The sequence below is a fragment of the Polaromonas sp. P1_F8 genome (assembly GCF_056405635.1).
Genome location: NZ_JBFUBS010000004.1, coordinates 286,287 through 309,232, shown reverse-complemented (window position 1 = coordinate 309,232; position 22,946 = coordinate 286,287). Strand labels below are relative to the sequence as shown.

General features: G+C 63.8%; 20 protein-coding genes. 11 read left to right on the top strand and 9 right to left on the bottom strand.

What is annotated here, in order from left to right:
• Positions 1–63: 63 nt before the first annotated feature.
• Entirely contained in the window at positions 64–966 is a 903-nt protein-coding gene (locus AC1D1J_RS16360; protein WP_477687682.1) for a LysR substrate-binding domain-containing protein, read from the bottom strand.
• Between the two features lie 87 nt (positions 967–1,053).
• Between AC1D1J_RS16360 and AC1D1J_RS16355 the strand changes: the two genes are divergently transcribed.
• Together AC1D1J_RS16355 and AC1D1J_RS16350 are read left to right on the top strand one after the other, a co-directional pair.
• Positions 1,054–1,956 carry a DMT family transporter gene (locus AC1D1J_RS16355; protein WP_477687681.1) on the top strand — a complete coding sequence of 301 codons (903 nt, stop codon included), beginning with the start codon at positions 1,054–1,056 and terminating at the stop codon, positions 1,954–1,956.
• 9 nt (positions 1,957–1,965) lie between these two features.
• Entirely contained in the window at positions 1,966–3,156 is a 1,191-nt protein-coding gene (locus tag AC1D1J_RS16350) for a pyridoxal-phosphate-dependent aminotransferase family protein (RefSeq protein WP_477687680.1), read from the top strand.
• Between the two features lie 3 nt (positions 3,157–3,159).
• On the opposite strand, the gene AC1D1J_RS16345 is transcribed toward AC1D1J_RS16350, so the two are convergent.
• The 7 genes from AC1D1J_RS16345 to AC1D1J_RS16315 form a co-directional block, all read right to left on the bottom strand.
• Positions 3,160–3,969: an SDR family NAD(P)-dependent oxidoreductase gene (locus AC1D1J_RS16345; protein ID WP_477687679.1), complete on the bottom strand. Its 810-nt coding sequence runs from the start codon at positions 3,967–3,969 to the stop codon at positions 3,160–3,162.
• A gap of 51 nt (positions 3,970–4,020) precedes the next feature.
• Entirely contained in the window at positions 4,021–4,764 is a 744-nt protein-coding gene (locus tag AC1D1J_RS16340; RefSeq protein WP_477687678.1) for an SDR family NAD(P)-dependent oxidoreductase, read from the bottom strand.
• Positions 4,765–4,903: 139 nt separating this feature from the next.
• The gene (locus AC1D1J_RS16335) at positions 4,904–5,833 is read right to left on the bottom strand and encodes a branched-chain amino acid ABC transporter permease (RefSeq protein WP_457281807.1); all 930 of its coding nucleotides are present in this window, start codon (positions 5,831–5,833) and stop codon (positions 4,904–4,906) included.
• 25 nt (positions 5,834–5,858) lie between these two features.
• Complete coding sequence (locus AC1D1J_RS16330; RefSeq protein WP_457281808.1) at positions 5,859–7,211, bottom strand: ABC transporter substrate-binding protein; 1,353 nt, start codon at positions 7,209–7,211, stop codon at positions 5,859–5,861.
• A 40-nt stretch (positions 7,212–7,251) separates the two neighbouring features.
• Positions 7,252–8,154: an NAD(P)-dependent oxidoreductase gene (locus AC1D1J_RS16325; RefSeq protein ID WP_477687677.1), complete on the bottom strand. Its 903-nt coding sequence runs from the start codon at positions 8,152–8,154 to the stop codon at positions 7,252–7,254.
• A gap of 33 nt (positions 8,155–8,187) precedes the next feature.
• Complete coding sequence (locus AC1D1J_RS16320) at positions 8,188–10,131, bottom strand: bifunctional 5-dehydro-2-deoxygluconokinase/5-dehydro-2-deoxyphosphogluconate aldolase (protein ID WP_477695252.1); 1,944 nt, start codon at positions 10,129–10,131, stop codon at positions 8,188–8,190.
• Positions 10,128–11,018: a MurR/RpiR family transcriptional regulator gene (locus tag AC1D1J_RS16315; RefSeq protein WP_477687675.1), complete on the bottom strand. Its 891-nt coding sequence runs from the start codon at positions 11,016–11,018 to the stop codon at positions 10,128–10,130. Before AC1D1J_RS16315 ends, AC1D1J_RS16320 begins: the two co-directional genes overlap by 4 nt.
• A gap of 171 nt (positions 11,019–11,189) precedes the next feature.
• On the opposite strand from AC1D1J_RS16315, the gene AC1D1J_RS16310 reads away from it, so the two are divergent.
• Genes AC1D1J_RS16310 through AC1D1J_RS16295 form a run of 4 tightly spaced genes read left to right on the top strand, consistent with a single transcriptional unit; the run spans position 11,190 to position 14,312 of the window.
• Positions 11,190–12,203, top strand: a complete 1,014-nt coding sequence (locus tag AC1D1J_RS16310) for a branched-chain amino acid ABC transporter permease (protein ID WP_477687674.1) — start codon at positions 11,190–11,192, stop codon at positions 12,201–12,203.
• On the top strand, positions 12,200–12,943 hold the full coding sequence (locus AC1D1J_RS16305) for an ABC transporter ATP-binding protein (protein ID WP_477695251.1): 744 nt from the start codon (positions 12,200–12,202) through the stop codon (positions 12,941–12,943). Before AC1D1J_RS16310 ends, AC1D1J_RS16305 begins: the two co-directional genes overlap by 4 nt.
• Positions 12,940–13,686 carry an ABC transporter ATP-binding protein gene (locus AC1D1J_RS16300; protein ID WP_477695250.1) on the top strand — a complete coding sequence of 249 codons (747 nt, stop codon included), beginning with the start codon at positions 12,940–12,942 and terminating at the stop codon, positions 13,684–13,686. Before AC1D1J_RS16305 ends, AC1D1J_RS16300 begins: the two co-directional genes overlap by 4 nt.
• Before the next feature lie 5 nt (positions 13,687–13,691).
• A complete protein-coding gene (locus AC1D1J_RS16295) occupies positions 13,692–14,312 on the top strand; it encodes an ATP-binding cassette domain-containing protein (protein WP_477695249.1) in 621 nt (206 codons plus the stop codon).
• A gap of 20 nt (positions 14,313–14,332) precedes the next feature.
• On the opposite strand, the gene AC1D1J_RS16290 is transcribed toward AC1D1J_RS16295, so the two are convergent.
• Complete coding sequence (locus tag AC1D1J_RS16290; protein WP_477695248.1) at positions 14,333–16,135, bottom strand: sigma 54-interacting transcriptional regulator; 1,803 nt, start codon at positions 16,133–16,135, stop codon at positions 14,333–14,335.
• Between the two features lie 267 nt (positions 16,136–16,402).
• Between AC1D1J_RS16290 and AC1D1J_RS16285 the strand changes: the two genes are divergently transcribed.
• From AC1D1J_RS16285 to AC1D1J_RS16265, 5 genes are all read left to right on the top strand, one after another.
• Positions 16,403–17,857, top strand: a complete 1,455-nt coding sequence (locus AC1D1J_RS16285) for a benzaldehyde dehydrogenase (RefSeq protein WP_477695247.1) — start codon at positions 16,403–16,405, stop codon at positions 17,855–17,857.
• A gap of 80 nt (positions 17,858–17,937) precedes the next feature.
• Positions 17,938–18,705, top strand: a complete 768-nt coding sequence (locus AC1D1J_RS16280) for a coniferyl-alcohol dehydrogenase (protein ID WP_477695246.1) — start codon at positions 17,938–17,940, stop codon at positions 18,703–18,705.
• A gap of 84 nt (positions 18,706–18,789) precedes the next feature.
• Positions 18,790–20,469 carry a DUF1302 domain-containing protein gene (locus AC1D1J_RS16275; protein WP_477695245.1) on the top strand — a complete coding sequence of 560 codons (1,680 nt, stop codon included), beginning with the start codon at positions 18,790–18,792 and terminating at the stop codon, positions 20,467–20,469.
• Positions 20,470–20,492: 23 nt separating this feature from the next.
• Positions 20,493–21,851 carry a DUF1329 domain-containing protein gene (locus tag AC1D1J_RS16270; RefSeq protein ID WP_477695244.1) on the top strand — a complete coding sequence of 453 codons (1,359 nt, stop codon included), beginning with the start codon at positions 20,493–20,495 and terminating at the stop codon, positions 21,849–21,851.
• Positions 21,851–22,930: a WD40/YVTN/BNR-like repeat-containing protein gene (locus tag AC1D1J_RS16265; protein ID WP_477695243.1), complete on the top strand. Its 1,080-nt coding sequence runs from the start codon at positions 21,851–21,853 to the stop codon at positions 22,928–22,930. Before AC1D1J_RS16270 ends, AC1D1J_RS16265 begins: the two co-directional genes overlap by 1 nt.
• Positions 22,931–22,946 lie beyond the last annotated feature (16 nt).

The following is a 22,946-nucleotide window of genomic DNA, read 5'->3' as shown; positions in this document are numbered from 1 at the left end:
CCAGTCTAGGAGCCGCCCCTGCGCGGCCCATGCGTATCACGCATGGGCGCATGCGACCTGGATTCAGGAAGCAGCCGGCGTGCTGGCGGACCAGATGCGCTGCACCAATTCATTGCGCGGGCTGCGCGGCCGGTACAGGCGGATCTCAAACCGGACCGTCACGCCCTTGCCGTCCGCTTCGACCAGCCTTCCGTTGCGCAGGTCGCCTTCGACCAGTCCGCGCGGCAGCCAGGCCAGTCCCACGCCCTGCAAGGCCTGCTCATGCAGCGACTCGGCGAAGTCAGACTCGGTCACGGTGTGCAGATGCAGCTCGCGCGCACTGCGGCTGAGCCCGTCCTGAAGGATCTGGCCAAGCGCGAGCGTAGGCGCATAACCCAGTACCGGCACCGGCTTGCGGGCCGTACCGGGCAGGGCATGCTGCGGCTGGCCATCGGCGCGCGGTGCGCTGACGGCCACCAATTCGTCGGTGCCCAGCGCGAGTCCTTCGAACGTCTGTTCGTCCAGCAACAGCGGCAGCCGCGGATGCGTGAACGACAGCAGGAAATCAGCAGCCCCCTGCTCCAGGGCCGTGGCGCCTTCATGGATGGAGCCTGTGAGAATGCGCAAGCGAAACTCCCCGGCCCCGCGCTTGGCGCGTGCGAGCCAGTCAGGTACGGCGCTGCGTGAGAGCGTGCGGCCTGTTGCCAACGTGACCCAGTCCAGCCCGCCCCGTGCATGGCGGATGCGGGAGCGCGCATCGTTAAGGCTCGCCGCTGCGCGGCGCGCCACCGGCAGCAGCTCTTCCCCGGCGGCCGTCAGGGCCAGAGGCATCACCGCGCGATTGATCAGGTCGGCGCCCACCCACAGCTCCAGCGCGCGTATGCGGCGCGAAAACTGCGGCTGCGTCACATGGCGAAGCTCTGCCGCTCTAGAAAAACTGCGTTCTCGCGCCAGTGCAATGAAATCTTCCAGCCATTTGTGGTCCACAGCAGCACCTTGTCCAGGGATTTAACGCAATGGTATTCCTTGTTACCCCGGCCAGCGAGCTGCCTGGGGTCGGGCTACCATCAAGGCATGACAACAGCCCGCAAAGCCAATCTCGATCTCCTCGCCATGTCCCTGCTGCTGGGCTGCTGCCTGTTCTGGGGCCTGCAGCAGGTCCTGATCAAGGCCACGATCAGCGAAATACCGCCGATGTTCCAGGCCTCGCTGCGGCTGGTTGGCGCCACGGCATTGCTCTGGCTCTGGTGCCTGTGGCGCAAGATCCCGCTGTTTCGACACGACGGTTCGCTCAAAGCCGGGCTGCTGGCGGGCGCGCTGTTCGGCGCGGAGTTCGCCTGCATTTATGTAGGCTTGCAATACACCAGTGCTTCCCGCCTCACGGTGTTTTTGTACACCTCGCCTTTCTGGGTCGCCCTGCTGGTACCGCTGTGGGTGAAGTCCGAACGCCTGCGCGGCGTGCAATGGTTGGGCCTGCTGTGCGCCTTCGCCGCCGTGGTGTTCGCGCTGCGTGAAGGCTTCACCGGTGACCACGCATCGACCGCGCGCGGCGACCTGCTCGCGCTGGCCGCCGGCATGCTGTGGGGCCTGACCACGGTGGTAATACGTGCCACCAAACTGGTCAGCATCTCCGCTGAAAAACTCCTGTTCTACCAATTGGCCGTCAGCGCCGCAGTGTTTCCGGCCCTGTCGCTCTACCTGGGCGAGCAATGGTCGTGGCATTTCAGCCCGTTTGCCATTACTTCCCTGCTGCTGCAGACCGTCATAGGCGCATTCGCCAGCTACCTGGCCTGGATGTGGATGCTGGGGCGCTACCCGGCCACCAAGATTTCGGTGTTCGTGTTTTTCACGCCGCTGTTCGCGCTGCTGTTCGGCGCGCTGTGGCTGAAAGAAAGTGTCACCACCGGCCTGCTGGTGGCGCTGGCCACGGTCGCGGCGGGCATTGTGCTGGTCAATCGCAAGCCGGCAGGTGCATAATTTTTTGTCATGACGCCTCATAAACGCATCCCCGGCCATCGCTTCCTCCATTCACCTGGCCCCACGCGGGTGCCTGACGAGGTCATGGATGCGATGCGGCGCCAGCCCATGGACCTGGCCGACCCGCGGCTTGATCGTGTGATCCAGGCCTGCGAGACCGGGCTCAAGGCGCTGCTGCAAACCGCCGCGGCCGACGTCTTCCTGTATGCCTGCAACGGCCACGGCGCCTGGGAGGCCGTGATCGCCAACCTGCTGGCGCCTGGGCAGCAGGTGCTGATCGCCGGAACGGGGCACTTCTCCGAATCCTGGGCCATACAGGCCGAGGCCATGGGCGCAGCAGTCATCCGCACGCCCTGGCGCGAGGGTTACCCGATTGACGTGCCGGCGATGGAAGCCGCGCTGCGCGCCGACACTGCGCATGCCATCGTGGCGGTGTTTGTGGTTCATACCGACACTGCGAGCGGCATGACCAGTGACCCGGGCAAGGTCCGGCGGGTGCTGGAAGCCACGGCCCACCCCGCGCTACTGGTGGTAGATGTGGTCGCGTCGCTGGGGGCGGCGCCCTTTGCCATGGATGCGCTGGGCGCCAACGTCGTGCTGGGCGCCTCGCAAAAAGGCTTGATGGTGCCGCCCGGCCTGGCCTTTGTCGCCGCGGATGCCGCCGCGATGAAAGTAGCCGCTGCCAATCCCTCGCCGCGCTTTTACTGGGACTGGGCGCGGCGGCAAAGCCCGCTCAGCTACCGCAAGTTCTGCGGCACGCCGCCACAAAGCCTGCTGTTCGGCCTGGAGGCTGCACTGGGGCTGATCTTTCATGAGGGCGTCGAAGAGGTCATCGCCCGCCACCAGCTGATCGCCAGTGCGGTGCACGCCGCTGTCGATGCCTGGAGTGAAGGCGGTGCTCTGGGTCTTTTTGTGCGCGAGCCGGCCGCACGTTCGGTCTCCGTCACCACGGTGTCTGTCACTGCGGGCATTGATCCCGAAGCCTTGCGCACCGTTGCGCGCGAACGGTTTCAGGTGGCGATTGCAGGCGGTTTGGGCCCGCTGGCGGGAAGAACCTTTCGCATCGGCCACCTGGGTGACATGAACCCGGCCATGATCCTGGGTTGCCTGGCCGGCCTGGAAGCGGCCATGCAGGTACAGGGCATTCCCATCGGCGGCGGCGTGCAGCATGCCGTTGCAGCCTTGGCAGGTAAACGCTAGTACCTACTGCGAGGCAGTGATGCCGCCGTCGAGGTAAAGCACCTGCCCGGTCACAAAGCGGGATGCGGGCGCCGCAAAAAAAACGGCCGCACCCGCCACGTCCTGCGGGTCGGCCACGCGACCCAGCGGAATGCGTTCCAGCACCTGCTTGCGCGTCTCAGGATTTTCGAGCCAGTGGCGCGCCATCTCTGTCTGCACCACCGTAGGTGCGATGCCGTTGACAGTGATGCCGTACGGCGCCAGTTCACTCGCATGCTGGCGAATCAGCATGACCAGGCCGCCCTTGCTGCTGCTGTAGGCCGAATAGCCACGGCCGCGCAAACCGAGCTGCGCGCGCACCGACAGCAGATGCACCTGAGCGCCGCCCCTGCCGCCTTCAATCTGTTTTTTAGCCGCAGCCTGCGCAAGAAACATGGCGGCCTTGAGGTTGACCTGCAGCACCTCGTCAAAGGCTTCTTCCGTCACCTCCAGCAAGGCCTGCTCACGCTGCATGCCGACACAGTTCATCAAGATGTCGAGGGCGCCCCATTGCGCCGCCACCGCATCAACGGAAGCCTGCATCTGCGGCACCGAATGCGCGTCCATGGCCAGACCCATGGCCTCGTGCCCTGCCGCACGCAACGCGGAGGCAACGGCCTCGGCCTTGGCTTCGTCGCGCCCCGAAACTGCCACCCGTGCGCCGGCCATCGCCAGGCCCCAGGCAACGGCCTCGCCAATACCACCATAGCCGCCGGGCACGTAAGCGGTTTTGCCGCGCAGGTCAAAAAGGCCTGAAAGCGCAGTGTTGAAATCAATCCGGGGTGTGATGCTCATGGATGGCGAAATTGTGGGCGCAAAGCCGGCTAGCGGCGAAAGGGCTTTCCCTCAGTCCATCAATAGCCCGCCGTTCAGGTCGATGATCTCGCCCGTGATAAAGCCCGACAGCGGCGAGGCCAGGAAGCGCACCACGTGGGCGAACTCCTCGGGCTCGCAGAAGCGGCCGACCGGGATGTCCTTGAGCAGCTTCTGGCGTTGCTCTTCATTGAGCTGTTCGGTGATCATGGGCGTTTTAACGTAAGCGGGCGCGACGGCATTGGCCGTGACGCCAAAGGGCGCGAGTTCGCGCGCCAGTGAAAAGGTCAGCGAACTCATCGCGCCCTTGGACACCGAATAGGCCGTGCCTGCTGTCAATCCACCTGTCTTGGCCGCCAGGGAGCTGGTGTTGATGATGCGGCCGAAGCGCCGCGCCTTCATTGCCGGCACCACCTGCTGCGCAAGGTAAAACGCGCCGTCGAGGTTGGCGCCCATCACGCGCCGCCATTCACCCGCTTCGGTGGCCTCGATCTTCTTGTTGGACAGGATGCCCGCGTTGTTGACCAGGATGTCGACTGGCCCGAAGGCCTTGACTATGAGCGCATGGCCGTCGCTCACGGCGGCCGCATCGCTGATGTCAAACGAGAACGGCAGGACACGCGAGCCCAACTCATGTGCGAGCGCACGGTTGCGTTCATGGCTGACATCCACCATCGCGACCTTGCAGCCGTCTTCGAGCAAGGCCTTGACAACGGCCAGGCCCATAGTCCCTGCCGCGCCGGTGACCAGCGCGACTTTGTCTTGAAGCGGTTTCATTACTTAACTTTCCATAGCGAACCAAAGAATGACTAAACCAGTAACAGCGCGGAACTGGCTTTGCCAGGCCGCAGCTGTTGCCCCCTGCAAGGGGGGATCCGGCTACACGAAGTGAGCCGAGACGGGGATGTACCAAATGTCAAGCGTCCAGGACGCTCTTCTTGCCAAACAATCCACGTGAGCGGAATGTCACGACGGCAATGAACAAGAGGTACATGGACATCAACGACCATTCGGACGCATACGAACCCGTGAGCCCGACGACCATGCCGACCATCAGCCCGGCGATCACTGCACCCCAGAGCGAACCGACGCCGCCCAGCACAATGATCAGGAATGCCGGCACCACTGCGTCTACGCCCACATGCGGGCGAATACCCCAGATCGGCGCCATGACCACGCCGGCGATGGCGGCCAACGCCACGCCCAGACCAAACACAAACAGGCGCAGGCGCGACAGGTTGATGCCCAGCGCGCGCACCATTTCGCTGTCATGCGCGCCGGCCTTGATGATGGCGCCGTACGGTGTTTTCTGCAAAAACACCCACAGCAGCACAATCATGAGGATGGCGAATCCGCTGGCGAAGAAGCGATACTTTGAATAAACCAGGTCGCCCATCAGGAAGGCGCCGGAGATGACCTCGGGCAGCATCAACTGCTTTTCCGAGGAGCCCCACACCAGGCGTATGGTTTCCTCAATGACCAGCGCCGCACCGAAGGTCAGCAGCAGGCCATAGAGCGGGTCACGGCCATAAGTGCGCCGCATGCACAGCTCCAGCAACATGCCGAAAATACCCACCAGGATGGGCGCAAGAATGAGTGCCACCAGGTAACGCGTTCCCAGCGGCAAACTCATGTACCAGGCCTGCAGATTCGGAAACATGCCCAGCTGCGGTGCGATCAGGAAAAGCGCGAAGTACATGCCCAGCGCAAACAGCGAACCGTGCGCCAGGTTGATGGTTTCCATCACCCCCACGATGAGCATGAAGCCCAGCGCGATGAGCGCGAACAACAAGCCCAGCGAGATGCCGTTGACGAGGTGCGGAATAAGCTGAAGCAAGAAGTCCATTGCGGTCTTTGGAGCTTGAAGTAAATCAGACTTCGTAGCTAGGTGTCGCGTCGTAGCTCTCAAGCTTGCAGGCGCCGCCGGCATCCTTGTCCGCCACATCCTTGGGATCGGCCTGTGTGAGGATCTTGAAGATGTCGTCTTTCTCGGCGGGCTGGTCGTTGTAGGTCGCCATGTAAATCGTCTGCTGGCACTGGTGGGTGACGGGATCCATCCACGCGTCGTAGTGCTGCAGGCGGTCGGCCGCGCTCATCTTGCGACCTTCGAGTTTTTTGATCACGGCAATGTTGTTGGTGGTGCCGGCCTCTTCCACGCAACGCAGAAGTTCGCGCGTGGCCATATAGCCGTTGTGATACACATTGCCCGGCACGCGAATCGCCATGCCAGGGAACTGCTTCTGGTAGGCCGCCACAAACTCTTTGACGCCCGGCAGGCCCAGGCGCCAGTACCAGGTGGTGCCAAAGACGCCGAAGATGGCTTCAGGGCCCAGACCGTAGACATCTGGCCAGTCCTGCTGGTTGTTGATCCACGCCATGGACTGGTTCATCTTGAGCTGCACAACTTGCTGGCGCAGCGCCTTGATGTCGTCACCGCCCACCGCCGTGGCCACCACATTGGGCTTGAGCTGTTGCAGCTTGAGCAGGTAGGACGAGAAGTCGCGGGTGTTTTGCGGCACCAGCAGCTCCTCAACGATGCGCCCGCCGTTGGCTTCCACGATCGCGCGTGTCGCCTTGGAGGTGGTGTGGCCCCACACATAGTCGTTGGTCAGCAGCACCCAGTTCTTGCCGCTGGCCTTGATGGCGTTCTTGACGATCGCGTTGGAAAAGTTGGTGCCGTTGCCGTCCCAGACGAACTTGGTGCGGTGGCAGTCCTTGCCGGCCTCGGTCGGGCTGCTGGAGTTGGTGTTAAAAAATACCGTGCCGTATTTTTGCGCAACCTGCGAGATGGCATTGGAGACGCCTGAGTGCACTGCACCGATCAGGAAGGAGGCCTCATTGCGCGTGATCATGCGTTCGGCCACGCGCGAGCCGGTGGCCGGCGTCGTTTCCGTGTCGATATGGATGGCCTCAATGCGTCGGCCCAGCACACCGCCCTTGTCGTTAAATTCCTTGATGGCCATCATGGCGCCCAGGCGCTCTTCGGCGCCCGAGGCTGCGTACAGGCCCGAAGCGTCCATGGTCAGGCCAATGGTCAGCGGTTTCTTCTGGCCGGTCTGCGCCCAGGCGTGGTTGTGCTTCCACGGCCCCATGAAGGGCGCCGCGCCGTACAGGCCCGCGCCCACCAGCGCCAGGCTTGAGTGCTTGAGCAGCGCGCGGCGCGAGGTGGCCTTGCTGTCGGATTGGGATTCAGGTGTTGCGTGGTTGTTCTTGATGTCGCTCATGGTTTTGTCTCCTGCGTGTAAATGGGTCAAACGGGTTGGCTTAACGGGGAACGATCTTGACGTCGTTGAGTTTTTCCTGTGCTTCGAAAAGGGAGGCGATCAGCTTGTCGCCGAAACCGGCGTTGCTGGCCTGGATCAGGCTTTGGTGCGTGGCCTCACCCATGAAGCTGGTGACGGGCAGCATCTCGGCCAGATGGGTGTAGTAGCGCAAATCTTTTTGCGCATTGGCGATGCCGAATTTGAAGCCGGTGACGTCGCCTTCCTTGAGCGTTTTCGTTGCCATCATCTGGAAGATGCCGCAGTTCACGCCGCCGGCCGAGATCACGTCATACAGGCGGTTGAGGTCCAACCCGCTTTTGGCTGCAACCGCAAAGGCTTCGGCAATCGAGGCGGCAAAACTCATGGCCATCATGTTGTTGACCAGCTTGAGCACGTGGCCGTGGCCGGGCGGGCCGACGTGGAAGATGTTTTCGCAAAAAGCCTTGAGCACCGGCTCCAGCGCCTTGAAGTCTTCGGGCTCCGCGCCCACCATCGTGTTGAGCCGGCCTTCTTCGGCCTCCTTCGGCGTGCGTGCCAGCGGCGCATCGACCAGCTTGATGCCTTTGGCCGCCAGGTCGTTGCGGATGCGAGTGCTGGAGGCAGGCTCGGCCGTGGAGGTGTCGACCACGATCAGGCCTTTGCGGCCGCTGTCTAGCAAACCGTCCTTGCCGTAGACGATGTCTTCGACCTGGGGCGAACCCGTCACGCAGATGAAAACGATGTCCGAAGCCTGTGCGCATTCGGCATTGGTCCTGGCCTCTTTCGCGCCAGCCGCGATCAGGTCGGCCAGGTTGTCGCGATTGCGGTTGATCTTGAAGGTGAGGCCAAAGCCCTTGGCCAGCAGGTTTTTGGCCATGCCGTGGCCCATCATGCCAATGCCGATAAATCCGATTTTGGGTGTCATGTTTTGTCTCCGTTTTGTTTCTTGTTTTGCCGTTCAGTTCACGGTTTCGGCAGCACTGGCTGAAGCGCCGGCTCCTATACCTGTCCTCGCCTGGTCCCACAGCGAGATCAGCCGCGCATAGCGCTCGGCAATGGCCTTGACCACCGCCGCGTCGTCCATGGCGCCTGAGAACCAGCCAGCTGCGGCATCGGCAAAGATCGAGCGCCCCACGGCAAAGCCGCGGCAGATGGCGTGCGGCGCTGCGATTCGAAAGCTCTGATCCAGTTTTTCCTCGCTGGCCTCCAGACCCAGCACCAGCACACCGCGGCAATGCGGGTCGTGCTGCGCCACCACGGCCGCAATCTTTTCCCAGGCAGCCGCACTAACGGCTGGCGGCAGCTTCCACCAATCGGGGAAGATGCCAGCCTGGTAGATTTGTTCGAGCGCCATCGGTACGGTGTCGCCATCCGCGGGCATGTCCTTGGGTGGGATCACCTCGATGAGGAACTCGTGAAAGCTGTCCACGCTGGCTCGCTGCAGGTCGGCCAGTTTGGCCAGCTGGCTGTCGCGCAAGGCCGGCTTGTCATGCGGGTGGTAATACACCAGGCATTTGGCGACGTGCTCGCCGGGCCAGGTTCGCATGACCGCGCCCAGGCCGGCGCCGGCTTCGAACTGCAGCGGTCGTGAACCCGGCAGCTCGACCGGCCTTGCGACCCACCAGCCTTTGCCGGTCACCGTTGGAAGCACCTCTTCACCAAAGCGTCCGTCAACGATCACGCCGACGCCACTGCGCTGGCCGGCTCCGAGCCGCGCACCTTCGGCGATCAGGGACTTGAAAAGCGGGATGCGTTCGCTAGGCGCGCCATGGCGTGCCGCCACCTCTTCCAGCTGCATGCGGTGGTCGAACGCCAGGATGACCAGTTCTTCCCAACGGCGCGTGCGCGTGCTGACACGGTGCAGGTGTTCGAGCTGCGCGTCTTCGCGCAGGCGCCGAGTGGCCGAGCCATGCATCAAGAAAAACTGCAGCTCTTCCCAGCTCGCCATGGCTGGCGCACAGCCATGGCGCGACACCACCAGAGCGCCGCAGGCGTTGGCATAGGCGCAGCAGCGCGTGAGCGGCTCCCCCGGGATCCAGCCGCGCAGAAACCCCGACATGAACGCATCGCCGGCGCCCAATACGTTGTAGACGTCCACCGGAAAGCCGGGGCCTTGCAAACCTTTTTCCAGTGAATTGGGAATCGCACCGTCGAACACGATGCAGCCCATGGGCCCGCGTTTGACCACCAGGGTGGCCTGCGTCAACTCACGCAAGCGGCGCAATGCGGCGAGCGTGTCGGTGCTGCCGCCGGCGATGTGAATTTCTTCTTCGGTACCAACTACGAGGTCACAGTGGCCTACAACGGTTTGCAGGTGCGCGCTGACTTCGCCCGAAGGCACAAAACGCTGCTCGCCCATGCCGGGGCTGGTCAGGCCCCACAGCACGGGGCGGTAATCAATATCGAGTACCACACGCGTGCCCGCGGCTTTGGCCATCGTCATGGCACGCTTGCAGCTTTCGTAAGTGAGCGGCTGCGACAGGTGTGTCCCGGAGATCAGCAGGGCGTTGGCCGAGGCGATAAAAGCCGCGTCAAAGTCGTCCGGGCTGACCGCCATGTCGGCGCAGTTGTCGCGGTAGAACACCAGCGGAAAGGTGTCGCGGTCCTGAATTCCCAGAAACACCAGTGCTGTCAGCCGCTTGGGATCGGTGGCGACATGGCTCACGTCCACGCCTTCCGCCGCGAGGGTTTCGCGGACAAAACGGCCGTTGTGCTCGTCACCCACACGGGTCAGCATGGCGGGCTTCAGACCGAGGCGCGCCACACCCACTGCGGTGTTGGCCGGCGAGCCGCCCAAATACTTGGTGAAGCTCTGCATGTCTTCAAGACGCCCTCCGATTTGCTCGCCATACAGGTCCACCGCAGCGCGGCCGACACAGATCAGATCCAGCGCACGGCTCATACGGCCCCCTTGCGAGTTGACTTGGCTGCGGCCTTGCTGTTCCTGGTTTTGGCTTTCGCTGCGCCCTGCTCGGCCAGTTGATGACCGGTGCTGACCACCAGCGCCTGTGCCAGGCACAGCGGTGCGACCAGCGAGCGGAAGGGTTTGGACGAATCGTCGGCCAGTTCCAGGCAGACCTTGGCATGCGCCTTGAGCGGCGAGAGGGGACCGTCGGTGATGGCAATCACCAGCGCTCCCAGTTTGGCGGCCTCTGCTGCAGCCGCGATGACTTCGGGCGAGTAGTTGCGAAAGCTGGCGGCGATCAGGACGTCGCCGGTCGCGATGGAGCGCAGGCTTTCCCGCAGCATGCCACCCGTTCCGTCGAGCAGATGGGTGCGCAGCTCCAGCTGGCTCAGCGCATAAGCCAGGTAGCCAGCCACAGGAAAGGCGCGGCGCTGGGCGAGCACGTGGATGCGCGGGGCAGAGGCCATGAGTTTCACCGCGGCCTTCAGGTCAACCTGGGCGATGCTTTCCTCCAGGTGCCCGAGCTCGGCCACTGACTCGCCCACCAGCTGGTGCAACACACCGGCTGGCGCACGCTCGCCGTTGAGCTGCTTGCGGCGGATCTGGTCAATACGCTCGCGGTAGCTGTCGGACCGCTCCAGCAGGTGGCCGCGAAACACCTGCTGCATTTCGGAGAAGCCGCCATAGCCCAGCGCGTTGGCAAAGCGGATCATGGCCGAAGGCTGTACCTCGGTAGCCTCAGCCACCGTCGCCACCGTGCCAAGGGCCAGATCGTTGGGTTGCTCAAGGGCGAAGCGCGCGATGCGCTGCAGCTGCTTGGACATGTCCGGGTAAGTCCGGCCAATCAGCGCCTTGAGTTCTTCGTAAGTCGTTGCAGAGTCCATATGTCGTTTGCCGCCTCGGGAATGCGATGGGCCGACCGGGCCTGCATCGCATCAAATTAGAATAAATGTTCTTGCGTATTTAAATAATAGAACGTACATTCTGTTTTGTCCAGTATTTATTTCTATTTCCTTCACCCATTCATCCAGAAAAACCGAAGAGACAAGGTCCCCATGCAACTCGCTTCCGGTCGCGCGCCACTCATTCCTTTACCGATGCTCATCACCCTGTTGGTGCTGCTGTCCACGCCGCTTTGGGTGGGCCGCGTCGGGCTGTACCAATACCTGGCCCTGGAAATCATGATCTGGGTGTTGTTTGCGATGGGCTACAACCTGCTCCTGGGTTTCACCGGCCTGCCCTCCTTCGGGCACGGTGCATTCTTTGGCACGGGCGCCTACGCCTTCGGCCTGCTGCAACTCAAGGTCTGGCCCAACCTGTGGTTCGACCTGGCCGGCGCGGTGCTGGTCACGGCGGCGCTGGGCGCGCTGGTGGCGCTGTTCATCTCGCACCGGCGCGGTATTTATTACGCGCTGCTCACCATCGCATTCGGCCAGGTGTTCTGGTTCATCGCCAACAAATGGCATACCGTCACAGGCGGTGAAGACGGGCTGCTCAATATCAAGCGCCTGCCGGCCGATTTCGGTTTTGTGTCTTTCAACCTCTCTGGCAACAACGCCCTCTTCTTCTTTTCTCTGGTGCTGTTTGCTTTGGTTCTTTTGGCACTGTGGCGGTTGATCCATTCGCCACTGGGCCGCATCTTCAGCGCCATCAAGCAAAACGAAACCCGCGCGGCCTTTGTGGGCTACAACGTCTGGCTCTACAAGTGGCTGGCATTCACGTTGTCTACCGCCGTCGCGGGCCTGGCCGGCGCACTCTTTGCCATGGCGCAGCAATCGGCTTACCCGAATGTCATGAGCCTGCACAACTCGGGTTTTGTCGTGATGATGGTGCTGATAGGCGGCGGCCTCGTGAGCTTCTGGGGGCCCGTCATCGGCGCCACCTTCTTTATCCTGGCGCGCGACCTGCTGGGCGCCTATACCGAGACCTGGCTGCTCTGGTATGGCCTTGTCTTCATGGCCATGGTGCTGTTCAAGCCCGAAGGTATTGCCGGCGCCTGGCAGGCCTGGAGGGCCCGGCCAAAGCGTCCAGTGGCCGCCAAGCCCGCGCCCGCAGGAGGTGCACTGTGAAGCTCTTCGAGGCCAACGGCCTGTCCAAACGCTTTGGCGCCCAGGTGGTGCTGCAAGACATCACCCTCAGCTTCGAGGAGGGGCAGCTCAACGGCATCATGGGCCCCAACGGTGCGGGCAAGACCACCTGTTTCAACGTGTTGACGGGACGCTACAAGCCCGACCGCGGCCGTGTGACCTTTGCCGGCGAGGACATCACCGGCCTGTCGCCGCGCGAGATCGCGCGCAAGGGCGTGTCGCGCTCCTTCCAGATCATGAATTTGTTCGATAGCTACACCGCGCTCGACAACGTGCTGGTGGCCACGCCGCACGTCCGTAATCAGGGCTTCAACCCCTGGCGTGACCTGGGCGCCGACAGTACGGCGCAACAGCTGGCTGCAGTCGTGCTGGAGCGCGTTGGCCTCAAGGGCAAGGAGCACGTGCTGGCCAGCAGCCTTTCATACGGCGAGCGGCGCGCGCTGGAGATCGGCGTGGCACTGGCGGCCGAGCCGCGCATGCTGTTTCTCGACGAACCCACCGCCGGCCTAGGCGCCGAAGGCACGGCACGCCTGATGGACCTGGTCAAAGAACTCAAACGCCAGCTCACGATTGTGATCATCGAACACGACATGAATTTCCTCTTCAAGCTCGCCGACCAGATCTCCGTCATCCACTGGGGCCAGGTCATCAGCCAGGGCACACCTGACCAGTTGCGTGAGAACGAATGGGTGCGCCGCTCCAACCTGGGAGCGCTGGCATGAGCGCGGTGCTGAAGTCCATGATCAAAACTGTTTCACCGCAGGCCGACATGCTGGCGGTGGACCGCATAGACACCTTCTACGGCGAAACGCAGGTGCTGTTCGACGTATCGATGAAAGTCGGCGCGGGCGAAGTCGTTGCGCTGCTGGGCCCCAATGGTGCAGGCAAAACGACGGTGCTGCGCTCTGTGCTGGGCCTGACGCCACCGCGCAAGGGCGCCATTGCCTTCGACGCGCACGACATCACACGCATGCCCACGCACGAGATCGCCAAGGCCGGCATGGGCTGGGTACCCGACGACAGGCGCATCTTCCCGACGCTGACGGTGGCGCGCAACCTGGCCATCGCGCGCAAGGCCACGCGTTTCCGGTCCTGGCACGAGAAGGAATGTTTTGAGATCTTCAGCGCACTCGAATACCTGATGCACCGCGAATGCGAGAACCTCTCGGGCGGCGAGATGCAGATGGTGGCGATCTCGCGCGCGCTGCTGGGCTCGCCCGGCCTGGTGCTGTTCGACGAACCCAGCCAGGGCCTGGCGCCCAAGGTGGTGCAGGACGTGATGAAAACCATCAGCCGGCTCAAGGCTGAGGGCATCGCGGTGCTGGTGGTCGAGCAAAACGTGCAGAGCGCGCTGCAGGTGGCCGACCGCGCCTATGTGATGAACCAGGGCGTCATCGTCCACGAGGGCCCCGCGGCCGAATTGCGCAACGATGCCGCCTTGTGCCGGCAGCTTTTGGGAGTCTGACCAGCATGAGCCATCCACTGTTACGCGTTGAGAACGTCGCCAAGCAATACCAGCGCGGCGTCTTCCGCAAGACCACGACCTTTTCATTGAACGCCGATTTCGAGGTGCACAAGCCCTGCGTGGTCGGTGTCATGGGCCCTAACGGCTCGGGCAAGACCACGCTGTTCGAGTTGATCACCGGCAGCAACCTGCCGAGCGCGGGCCGCGTGCTGGTCAACGGCCAGGACATCCACCAGGTGCGCACGCGTGAGCGGGATCGCCTCGCCATTCACTACCACCAGTCCTACCAGGTGCGGTCTTTCCAGAAAACCAAACCCGACTTCATGTTGGAACACGCACAGAGCGATTCGCCGCTGGTGCACCTGTTCGACGAACCGCAATTCAACACGCAGGACGGCTACATCGGCTTCATGCTGGACTTCTTCGCCAAACTCAAGGCCAACGGCCGGCTGGTGTTCTTATGCCTGCACCCGAACGAGCCTTATCACATCGACATCCTGCGGCAATGCTGCGAGCGTTTCATCTTTGTGCAAAAGGGCGCGATCAGTGAAGCACCGAACTTTGACGCGCTGGCGCGCGACGAGAAGGTGCGGACCTACCTGGGGGCGCTGGCGCCGGCAGCTTGATCCACGGCGCCGCACGCGGTTCAAATCAGGCTGTGTTTTCTGGCGCGGTAAGCCAGCTTCGCCCGCGTGGTGTTGAGCCGCCGCGCCGCCGCCGAGAGGTTACCCTGGCAGGCGGAGATGGCGCGTTCCAGCATGTCGCGCTCGGTTTGCTCCAGGGACTGCGGCGAAGCGGTGGCGCCCGCCGACACGGGATGCGCGCCGGCCGGCGCCCCGTCGAAGTTCAAGGTGCCTGAACTGCCCTGCATCCGCAAGGTCATGACCTCGGTGCTCAAGGTCTCGCCACCGGTGAATAAGTGGTGCACGTCGATCAAGCCGTCGGCATCGGCCATGATCACGGCACGCTCGATCAGGTTTTGCAGTTCGCGTATGTTGCCGGGAAAGTCGTAGTTCAGCAGCGTGCGCACCGAGGCCTGCGTGAAGCCGCCGGTGTTGCAGCCGTGCTTGCGCCGGTAGTGGTTCAGGAAGTGGTTCATCAGCAGGGGAATGTCGTCACGTCGCTCGCGCAGCGGCGGCAGGTGAATGGGAAACACATTGAGCCGGAAAAACAGGTCTTCGCGGAACCGGCCTTCGCGCACGGCCTGGCGCAAGTCCTCATTGGTGGCGGCCACCACACGCACGTCAACCGCGATGCCGCGCGTGCCGCCCACACGCTCGACCTCGCCCTCCTGCAGGGCACGCAGCAGCTTGCCCTGGGCCACAAAACTCAGCATGCCGATTTCGTCCAGGAACAGGGTGCCGCCGCTGGCCCGCTCAAAGCGGCCCGGCCGCGAATGGCTGGCCCCCGTGTAGGCGCCACGCTCCACGCCAAACAGCTCGGACTCGATCAGGGTTTCCGGGATGGCCGCGCAGTTCACGGCAATGAAAGGCTGGTCCTTGCGCGGGCTGATCCTGTGCAGCATGCTCGCGAACTTTTCTTTGCCCACGCCCGACTCGCCGGTGAACAGCACGGTAGCGGTCGTGCGTGCCACCCGGCTCAATTGATGGCAGGCCGCGTTGAAGGCAGATGAGGCCCCCACCATCGCGTCGCCGGCCGGCACGTCGCTGATCGCAAGGTCAGCCGGGCTCGCTTCGCTGCGCGCATAGGCCGCGGTGTCGACAAACTCCCGGGCGTTCAGGTAACGCATGTCCTCTTCAATGTTGTCCCACTTGTCGGCAGACTTGCCGACCACCCGGCATTGCGCCTGGCCCATGGACCGGCACATGGTTTCCCGGAAAACGATGAGGCGGCCGAACAGCGTGCTGACGTAGCCTGTCGCATAACCCACCTGCATCCAGCAGGCCGGGGAGCCGCCTATGCCGTAGGCGGCGATGTGTTCATCGTCCTCGCTGGAGTTGTGCCAGATGAATTCACCCTCATAGCCGCTGGTGTCCGGGTCGTAGGTCACGCTGACCAGCTCGACCTTCACCACGCCCTCCAGCGCATGCAGCCGCGTGCCGGCCATGGCGGCGGCCGGCGGGTCGGCGTCGGGCCAGTGCTTGCGCACCAGTTGGGCATCGCGGGCGCCGCTGACGTAACCGGCGCGGGTGAACAGGCCGCGGGCTTTTTCGATGCCCAGGCTGTCAATCATTTCGCGGCGCATGGAGCCCAGCGCCTCGGTGTGCAGCAGCACCATGCGCTGGTCCTGCAGCCAGATGCGCCCGTCGCCCGGCGAGAAGAACAGGCATTCGCTGATGTCAGCGATCGTCGGGTGCGTGTCGCCGCCTATATGCGTGCTGGCAAACCCGCCCATGGCTTTGGCCACCGACGCGCTGTCGAAGCTGCCCAGCGCGACCCCGGTGGCCCGGGCCACCTCGGCCAGGGAAATGCGATCGGATGCGCGCATGGCTCTGCTCCTCGATTTGACTGATTTGATCAATTGGTGAAATTTGATTCAACTTTATAACCATTTGATCAGGAAAACATGGGTGGTTTCCATGTGCTGCGCCGCAGCAAACATACCTAGGGTATGTCCCGGGTTTCCCAGTGAAAAAACTTTGGGTGCAGCGCAGCAAGCGGACTCTTTCGCGCGGCGCTGGTACATGCATTGCGATACAGGAGCACGACGCGCCGATGTGGCGAGCTGATCAAACAACCGTAAGGACAAAAGCAAATGGGTGTATCCGACGCGATGGCATTTCTGGATTTTTCCGCGCTGGCGCAAGTGCCGCTGGGCGGCGGGAAGCGCGACGTGGTCGAGCCTGCGACCGGCAAAGTGATGTGCACGGTGGGCATCGCCAACGCGGCGGATGTGGCCGCGGCCACGCGGGCGGCGGCCAACGCGCAAAAGTCCTGGGCCGCCCTGCCCCCGCGCGAGAGGGCCGACGTCTTCCGCCGTGCCGGCGCGCTGTTCCAGCAGCACTTCGACGAACTCGCGCTGTATGCCACGCGGGAGACGGGTGGCATCCTGCCCAAGGGGCAGCATGAGATTCGCGAAGCCATCACCATCTGCCACCTGGCCGCCGCCATGCCGCTGCAGCCCCAGGGCCATGTGCTGCCCAGCGTGCCGGGGCGCACCAGCATCGCCCGCCGCGTGCCGCACGGCGTGGTGGGTGTCATCTCGCCCTTTAACTTTCCGCTGATCCTGACGCTGCGCGCGGTGGCACCGGCGCTGGCTGCGGGCAATGCCGTGGTGATCAAGCCCGACACCCGCACACCGGTGACCGGCGGCCTGATGATTGCGCGCATTTTTGCGGAGGCCGGCCTGCCCAGGGATTTGCTGCACGTGTTGCCCGGCGACGCCGAAGCCGGCGAAGCTTTGGTCACCGACCCGCTGGTGCCGATGATCGCCTTCACCGGCTCGCCCGCGGTGGGCCGGCGCATCGGCGAACTCGCGGGCAAGCACCTCAAGAAAGTGTCGCTGGAACTCGGCGGCGCGAACTCGCTGATCATCCTGGACGACGCCGACCTGGACATCGCCGCAAGCAACGCCGCATGGGCCGCCTACCTGCACCAGGGCCAGATCTGCATGGCCGCCAACCGCATCCTGGTTCACCAGAGCATCGCGGCCCCGCTGCTGCAGCGCCTGGTCGCCAAGGCCACGCACCTGCCGGTCGGCGACGGCGCCACCGGCCAGGTCGCGCTCGGGCCGCTGATCGATGCGCGCCAGCGTGATCGCGTGCATGCCATCGTGCAGGACAGCATCAAGGCCGGTGCCAAGCTGGAAGCCGGCGGAAGCTATGACGGCCTGTTCTACAAGCCGACGGTACTGTCCGGCGTGAAGCCCGGCATGCGCGTGTTCGACGAAGAGACCTTCGGCCCGGTGGCCAACATCGTCACTTTCGGCAGTGACGAGGAAGCGGTCGCGCTGGCCAACAACAACAGCGGCAGCCTGGCCTGCGCCGTGATATCCCGCTCCGTGGGCCGAGCCATGGCGGTCGGGCAGCAGCTCAAGACCGGCATGGTTCACATCAACGACCAGACCGTCAACGACGACTGCGTCAACCCCTTCGGCGGCCCCGGCATCGCGGGCAACGGCACCAGCGTGGGCGGCCCGTCCGACTGGGAGGAATACACGCAATGGCAGTGGATGACCGTCAAGGACACCGCGCCCATGTTCCCGTTCTAACGGAACGCTTCGCTTTTTCCGACTTTTTTGACTCACCACCTGAAGGAGACCTTCATGAATCCGCATACCCGGGAGGCTTTATGAGCCTGCAAGGCAAAACCATTGTCATCACCGGCACCTCGTCCGGCATCGGCGCCGAGGTGGCCAGGCTGGCGCGCTTCCAGGGCGCCACGGTCATCGGCATGGACCGCAACGATCCCAGCCTCACGCTGGACGGCTTCATCAAGGCCGACCTCGGCACCGCCACGGCCATCGATGCCGCAGTGGCCCAGTTGCCGCCGCAGGTCGATGCCCTGTGCAACATTGCCGGCGTACCCGGCACGGCCGACGGTGAGCTGGTGGCCCGCGTGAACTACCTGGGCCTGCGACACCTGACGGAAAAGGTGCTGGCGCGCATGCCACGCGGCGGCAGCATCGTCAACGTAGCGTCCATATTGGGCGCCGAATGGCCGCAGCGGTTGGCCCTGCACAAGGAGCTGGCGGCAGCCAAAGGATTTGAAGCCGGCGCCGCATGGTTGCGCGGCCACCCGGTGCCGCAGGCGACCTGCTACCAGTATTTCAAGGAAGCCCTGATCGTCTGGAACGCCGTGCAGTCGCAGGAGTGGTTCCTGGGCAAAGGCGTGCGCATGAACTGCGTGGCGCCCGGCCCGGTGTTCACGCCCATCCTGGGTGACTTCGTCGCGATGCTGGGCCAGGAGCGCGTCCAGGCCGATGCGCATCGCATGCTGCGCCCCGGCTTTGCCGACGAAATCGCACCCGTCATCGCCTGGCTGTGCAGCGACGCCGCGCGCTGGGTCAGCGGCACCAACATTCCCGTCGATGGCGGCCTGGCCTCCACCTATATCTAACTACATCTAACGCTGACACGCCGCGGGTGCGAGGGCACCCATCCCCCATTCACGCAACAACTACACATAACGAGGAGACATTCGATGAACAAGGTATTCACCCCCTTCAGGCCAGCCGCGCTGGCCTTGGCCTGCGGCCTGACTTGCGCACTGCCGGCCCACGCCCTGGAATTGGACAACGGCGACCCCGACACCAAAATCCGGCTGGACTTCACACCCAAGTACAGCCTGGCCTGGCGGCTGAAAGACCCGTCCGCGCTTCTCACCTCGCCGGCCGCCCGCGGCGATGGCGGTGTGACCAACGAGAATGACGGCGACCTCAACTTCAAGAAGGGCCTGATCTCCAACCGCGCCGACCTGTTGACCGAATTTGACTACAGCCGCAGCAACTGGGGCCTGCGCATCAGCCACTCCGCCTGGTACGACTCGCAGTACCTGCGCGCCAATGCCAATGACGGCACGGCCGGCGTCAGCAACTTCGCCGGCCAGGCCGCCAACCAGTTCGTCCCGGCAACACGGGACCAGCACGGCCGCGGAGACGAATTCCTCGACGCCTTCGTCTGGGGTAAAGGATCGATAGGCAGCATGCCGGCCTCGATACGCGTCGGCAAACACGCGCTGCAGTACGGCGAGAGCGTGTTCTTCGGCCAGAACGGCATTGCCAACGCGCAGGGCCCGGTGGACATCGCCAAAATCGTCTCGGTGCCGAACTGGCAGTTCAAGGAAGTGCTGCTGCCGGTGGAGCAGATTTCCGGAACGCTGCAGGTAGCCGAGGGCGTGACGCTGGGCGGCTACTACCAGCTCAAGTGGCGGCCCAGCAAGATTCCCGGGGTCGGCAGCTATTTTTCCAACCAGGACTACATAGGCGGCGGCCGTGTCTATCTCGGCGGGCCGGTGCTGCCCACCGACACCAGCCGCGACCAGAAGCCGGGCGACAGCGGCCAGTTCGGCGCCCAGTTGCGTTGGGCGCCGGCCGGCGGCAACTATGAGTTCGGCGTGTACGCGGCACGCTACAACGACAAGACCCCGGCCGTTCCGGTGTTTGACCTGATCAACAGCAATGTGCACAACGTCTATGCCAAGGGCATCAAGACTTTTGGTGCCAGCGTCACGTCATCGATAGGACAGCTTAACTGGGCACTCGAGGGCTCGGTGCGCACCGACGCGCCATTGGCCAGCGATCCCGCCGTGCTGGGCGGCGCACCCTTCATGCCACCAGTCAACTGCGACGGCTCGCCCTCCAACCCGTGCTATGCAACCGGCAAGACGGCGCACCTGAATCTGTCGGGCATTTACGTGCTCAACAAGTCCAGCCTGTGGGACGGCGGCGCCCTGGTGGCCGAACTGGCCTGGAACCGGCTCATGAGCGTGACAAAAAACCCCAGCGCCGTTGGCTTCGGCGGGCTGGACCCGAACGCAACGCGGAACGCCGCGGCGTTCCGCATGATCTTTGAGCCGCAGTACTTCCAGGTGCTGCCGGGCCTGGACCTGTCCATCCCGCTGGGCCTGGGCTACAACTTCGGCGGCCGTTCCGCAGCCGTTATCAACTTTGCCGGCGGGGCCAGCCAAGCGGGCGACGTGAGCATAGGCATCAAGGGCAAATACCAGAACGTCTGGAACTTCGCCCTGAACTACACCGCCTTCTTCGGCAAGGAAAACACCCTGACCGTCACGGACCCCAGAACCCCCACCCGCATGCTGTCTTATGGGCAAACACTGAAAGACCGCAACTACGTTTCCTTCACCGCTTCCCGCACTTTCTGAAAAACATTACAGAGACAACCATCATGATGCAGACCGCAAAACTTTCATTGCTCGTGGCCGCCCTGCTGGCCGGCGCCATGTCCGCCCAGGCCGCTGTCACCGCCGAAGAGGCCGCCAAACTCAAATCCTCGCTGACGCCCATGGGCGCCGAGAAAGCCGGCAACAAGGAAGGCACCATTCCGCCGTGGGAAGGGGGCCTCGCCAAGGCCACCCCGGGCTACAAGAACGGCGACGCGCGGCCCGACCTCTACCCCAACGAAAAACCCATCCTGTCGATCAACGCCAAAAACATGGCGCAGCACGTCGACAAGCTGACCGACGGCGTGCAGGCCCTGATGAAGAAGTACCCCGACTTCCGCGTCGACGTGTACCCCACGCACCGCACCGCGGCGGCGCCGCAGTCGGTGTACGACAACACCTTCAGGAACGCCACCCGGGCCAAGACCATTGAAGGTGGCTACGGCATGGAAGGCGCTTTTGGCGGCACGCCGTTTCCGATTCCCAAAGACGGCTATGAAGCCATGTGGAACCAGCGCACAGCCTGGCGCGGCGGCAACTTTTCCATGCCGATGCGCGTGTGGGTGGTAACGTCCGACGGCAAGCGCACCATGGCCTCCGGCGGCACGCAAACCATACGCCAGGCCTTCTACGACAAGGACGGCACCGCCGAGAAGTTCGACGGCTATTACCAGTACGGCAAGCTGGTGGTCAACGCGCCGGGCTCCAAGGCGGGCGAAGCCATTCTCGCGCTCGACGGTGTTTCGGATGCCGCGCCGCGCGGCCTGTGGCAGTACCTGGTGGGCCAGCGCCGCGTGCGCAAAGCGCCTTCCGTGGCCTATGACACGCCCGACTCGGTGACCTCGGGCATCGGTTTGTTCGATGAAGCGTTCACGCTGTTCGGCCCCATCGACAAGCACGAACTCAAGCTGATTGGCAAGAAAGAAATCTACATTCCCTACAACAACAACCGCGCAGCTTCCGCCAAGATCGAAGACCTGGTGACGCCCAACACGCTGAACCCTGCGCAGGTACGCTGGGAGCTGCACCGGGTATGGGAAGTGGAAGCCACACTGGCTGCCGGCAAGCGCCACGTGGTGCCCAAGCGCAAGTACTACATCGACGAAGACTCCTGGCAGATCGCGCTGTTCGACGGCTGGGACGCCAAAGGCCAGCTCTGGCGCACCAACTACGCACTGATGCTGACGGCACCGGACATTCCGGCCGTGAGCAACGTCGTGCTGTGGGGCGGCTATGACATGCAGACCGGCGCCTATTACCTGAACATGGCTTCCAACGAGCTGCCCAAGCAGTACGAAGTGCAGCCGCCGATTCCGCGCTCCTTCTTCAGCGCTGAATCGCTCGCCAGCGAAGGCGCTCGCTGATGACCGGAAGTGCCCAGCCTCGCGCTGCGCGGCGGGCAGCCCTGATGGGGCTGCTCGGCTGGGTGGCCTCCGCTGCACTCCCCGCGTGGGCTGCCAACGGGCCCGCCGTGTTGTCACAGCCGGCGCTGGTCACGCCCAAGGCGTCAGGCGCGGCCACATTGGCCGTGACACGGGCCGGCACCCGGCTCGTGGCGGTGGGAGAGCGCGGCACGGTGTTGCTGTCGGATGACCATGGCGCCACCTGGCGACAGGCGCAGGTGCCTGTGCAAGCCACCCTGACGGCCGTGTGTTTCGCTGACGAACGCAACGGCTGGGCGGCAGGACATCTGGGCGTCATCTTGCGCAGCGTTGACGCCGGTGCCACCTGGGAAAAGCAGCTCGATGGCATCCAGGCGGCCGAGCTGGTGAAGCAGGCTGCGCAGCGCAGCGGCGACACCCAGGCCATGGCGCAGGCAGAGCACCTGGTGGAAGAAGGTGCGGACAAACCATTTTTTGACCTGGAGTTTGTGGATGCCCGGCGCGGCTTTGCCGTCGGCGCTTACAACCTGATGTTTGCCACCGAAGACGGCGGCAAGACCTGGACCGCCTGGGGGCCGCGGCTACCCAACCCAAAAGCCCTGCACCTGTATGGCGTGCGCGCCCACGGCCGCACGCTGGTGGTCGCCGGTGAGCAGGGCTTGCTGCTGCGCTCCACCGATGGGGGCGCCAGTTTCAACGCACTGGCGTCGCCGTACAAGGGCAGTTTTTTCGGTTTGCTGCGAACCCGTGGCGGCGCGCTGGTGGCCTATGGCCTGCGCGGCTCGGCCTACCGCTCGACAGACGAAGGCGCGCACTGGGACAAGCTCGACACCGGCGTGCCCATGGCGGTGGGGGCCGGCATGGCTTTGCCCGATGGCGGTTTTGTGCTGATGAGCCAGGCGGGTGATGCCCTGATGGGCACCGCAGGCGGGCCCAGCCTGCGGCGCATCCCGGCACGTGAACCGGTTCCCGTTTCCGGCGTTGCCCTGGCGGCCGACGGCAGCCTGGTGCTGGCAAGCCTGCGCGGCATGCGGCGCTTGCCCGCGCTGCCGGCTAATTGAAAACAACAAAGAGACA

Bases quoted from the DNA above. Each gene is read 5' to 3' on its own strand.
- AC1D1J_RS16355 (WP_477687681.1), top strand. From the start codon at position 1,054: ATGACAACAGCCCGCAAAGCCAATCTCGATCTCCTCGCCATGTCCCTG.
- AC1D1J_RS16350 (WP_477687680.1), top strand. From the start codon at position 1,966: ATGACGCCTCATAAACGCATCCCCGGCCATCGCTTCCTCCATTCACCT.
- AC1D1J_RS16345 (WP_477687679.1), bottom strand. From the start codon at position 3,969: ATGAGCATCACACCCCGGATTGATTTCAACACTGCGCTTTCAGGCCTT.
- AC1D1J_RS16340 (WP_477687678.1), bottom strand. From the start codon at position 4,764: ATGAAACCGCTTCAAGACAAAGTCGCGCTGGTCACCGGCGCGGCAGGG.
- AC1D1J_RS16335 (WP_457281807.1), bottom strand. From the start codon at position 5,833: ATGGACTTCTTGCTTCAGCTTATTCCGCACCTCGTCAACGGCATCTCG.
- AC1D1J_RS16330 (WP_457281808.1), bottom strand. From the start codon at position 7,211: ATGAGCGACATCAAGAACAACCACGCAACACCTGAATCCCAATCCGAC.
- AC1D1J_RS16325 (WP_477687677.1), bottom strand. From the start codon at position 8,154: ATGACACCCAAAATCGGATTTATCGGCATTGGCATGATGGGCCACGGC.
- AC1D1J_RS16320 (WP_477695252.1), bottom strand. From the start codon at position 10,131: ATGAGCCGTGCGCTGGATCTGATCTGTGTCGGCCGCGCTGCGGTGGAC.
- AC1D1J_RS16315 (WP_477687675.1), bottom strand. From the start codon at position 11,018: ATGGACTCTGCAACGACTTACGAAGAACTCAAGGCGCTGATTGGCCGG.
- AC1D1J_RS16310 (WP_477687674.1), top strand. From the start codon at position 11,190: ATGCAACTCGCTTCCGGTCGCGCGCCACTCATTCCTTTACCGATGCTC.
- AC1D1J_RS16300 (WP_477695250.1), top strand. From the start codon at position 12,940: ATGAGCGCGGTGCTGAAGTCCATGATCAAAACTGTTTCACCGCAGGCC.
- AC1D1J_RS16295 (WP_477695249.1), top strand. From the start codon at position 13,692: ATGAGCCATCCACTGTTACGCGTTGAGAACGTCGCCAAGCAATACCAG.
- AC1D1J_RS16290 (WP_477695248.1), bottom strand. From the start codon at position 16,135: ATGCGCGCATCCGATCGCATTTCCCTGGCCGAGGTGGCCCGGGCCACC.
- AC1D1J_RS16285 (WP_477695247.1), top strand. From the start codon at position 16,403: ATGGGTGTATCCGACGCGATGGCATTTCTGGATTTTTCCGCGCTGGCG.
- AC1D1J_RS16280 (WP_477695246.1), top strand. From the start codon at position 17,938: ATGAGCCTGCAAGGCAAAACCATTGTCATCACCGGCACCTCGTCCGGC.
- AC1D1J_RS16275 (WP_477695245.1), top strand. From the start codon at position 18,790: ATGAACAAGGTATTCACCCCCTTCAGGCCAGCCGCGCTGGCCTTGGCC.
- AC1D1J_RS16270 (WP_477695244.1), top strand. From the start codon at position 20,493: ATGATGCAGACCGCAAAACTTTCATTGCTCGTGGCCGCCCTGCTGGCC.
- AC1D1J_RS16265 (WP_477695243.1), top strand. From the start codon at position 21,851: ATGACCGGAAGTGCCCAGCCTCGCGCTGCGCGGCGGGCAGCCCTGATG.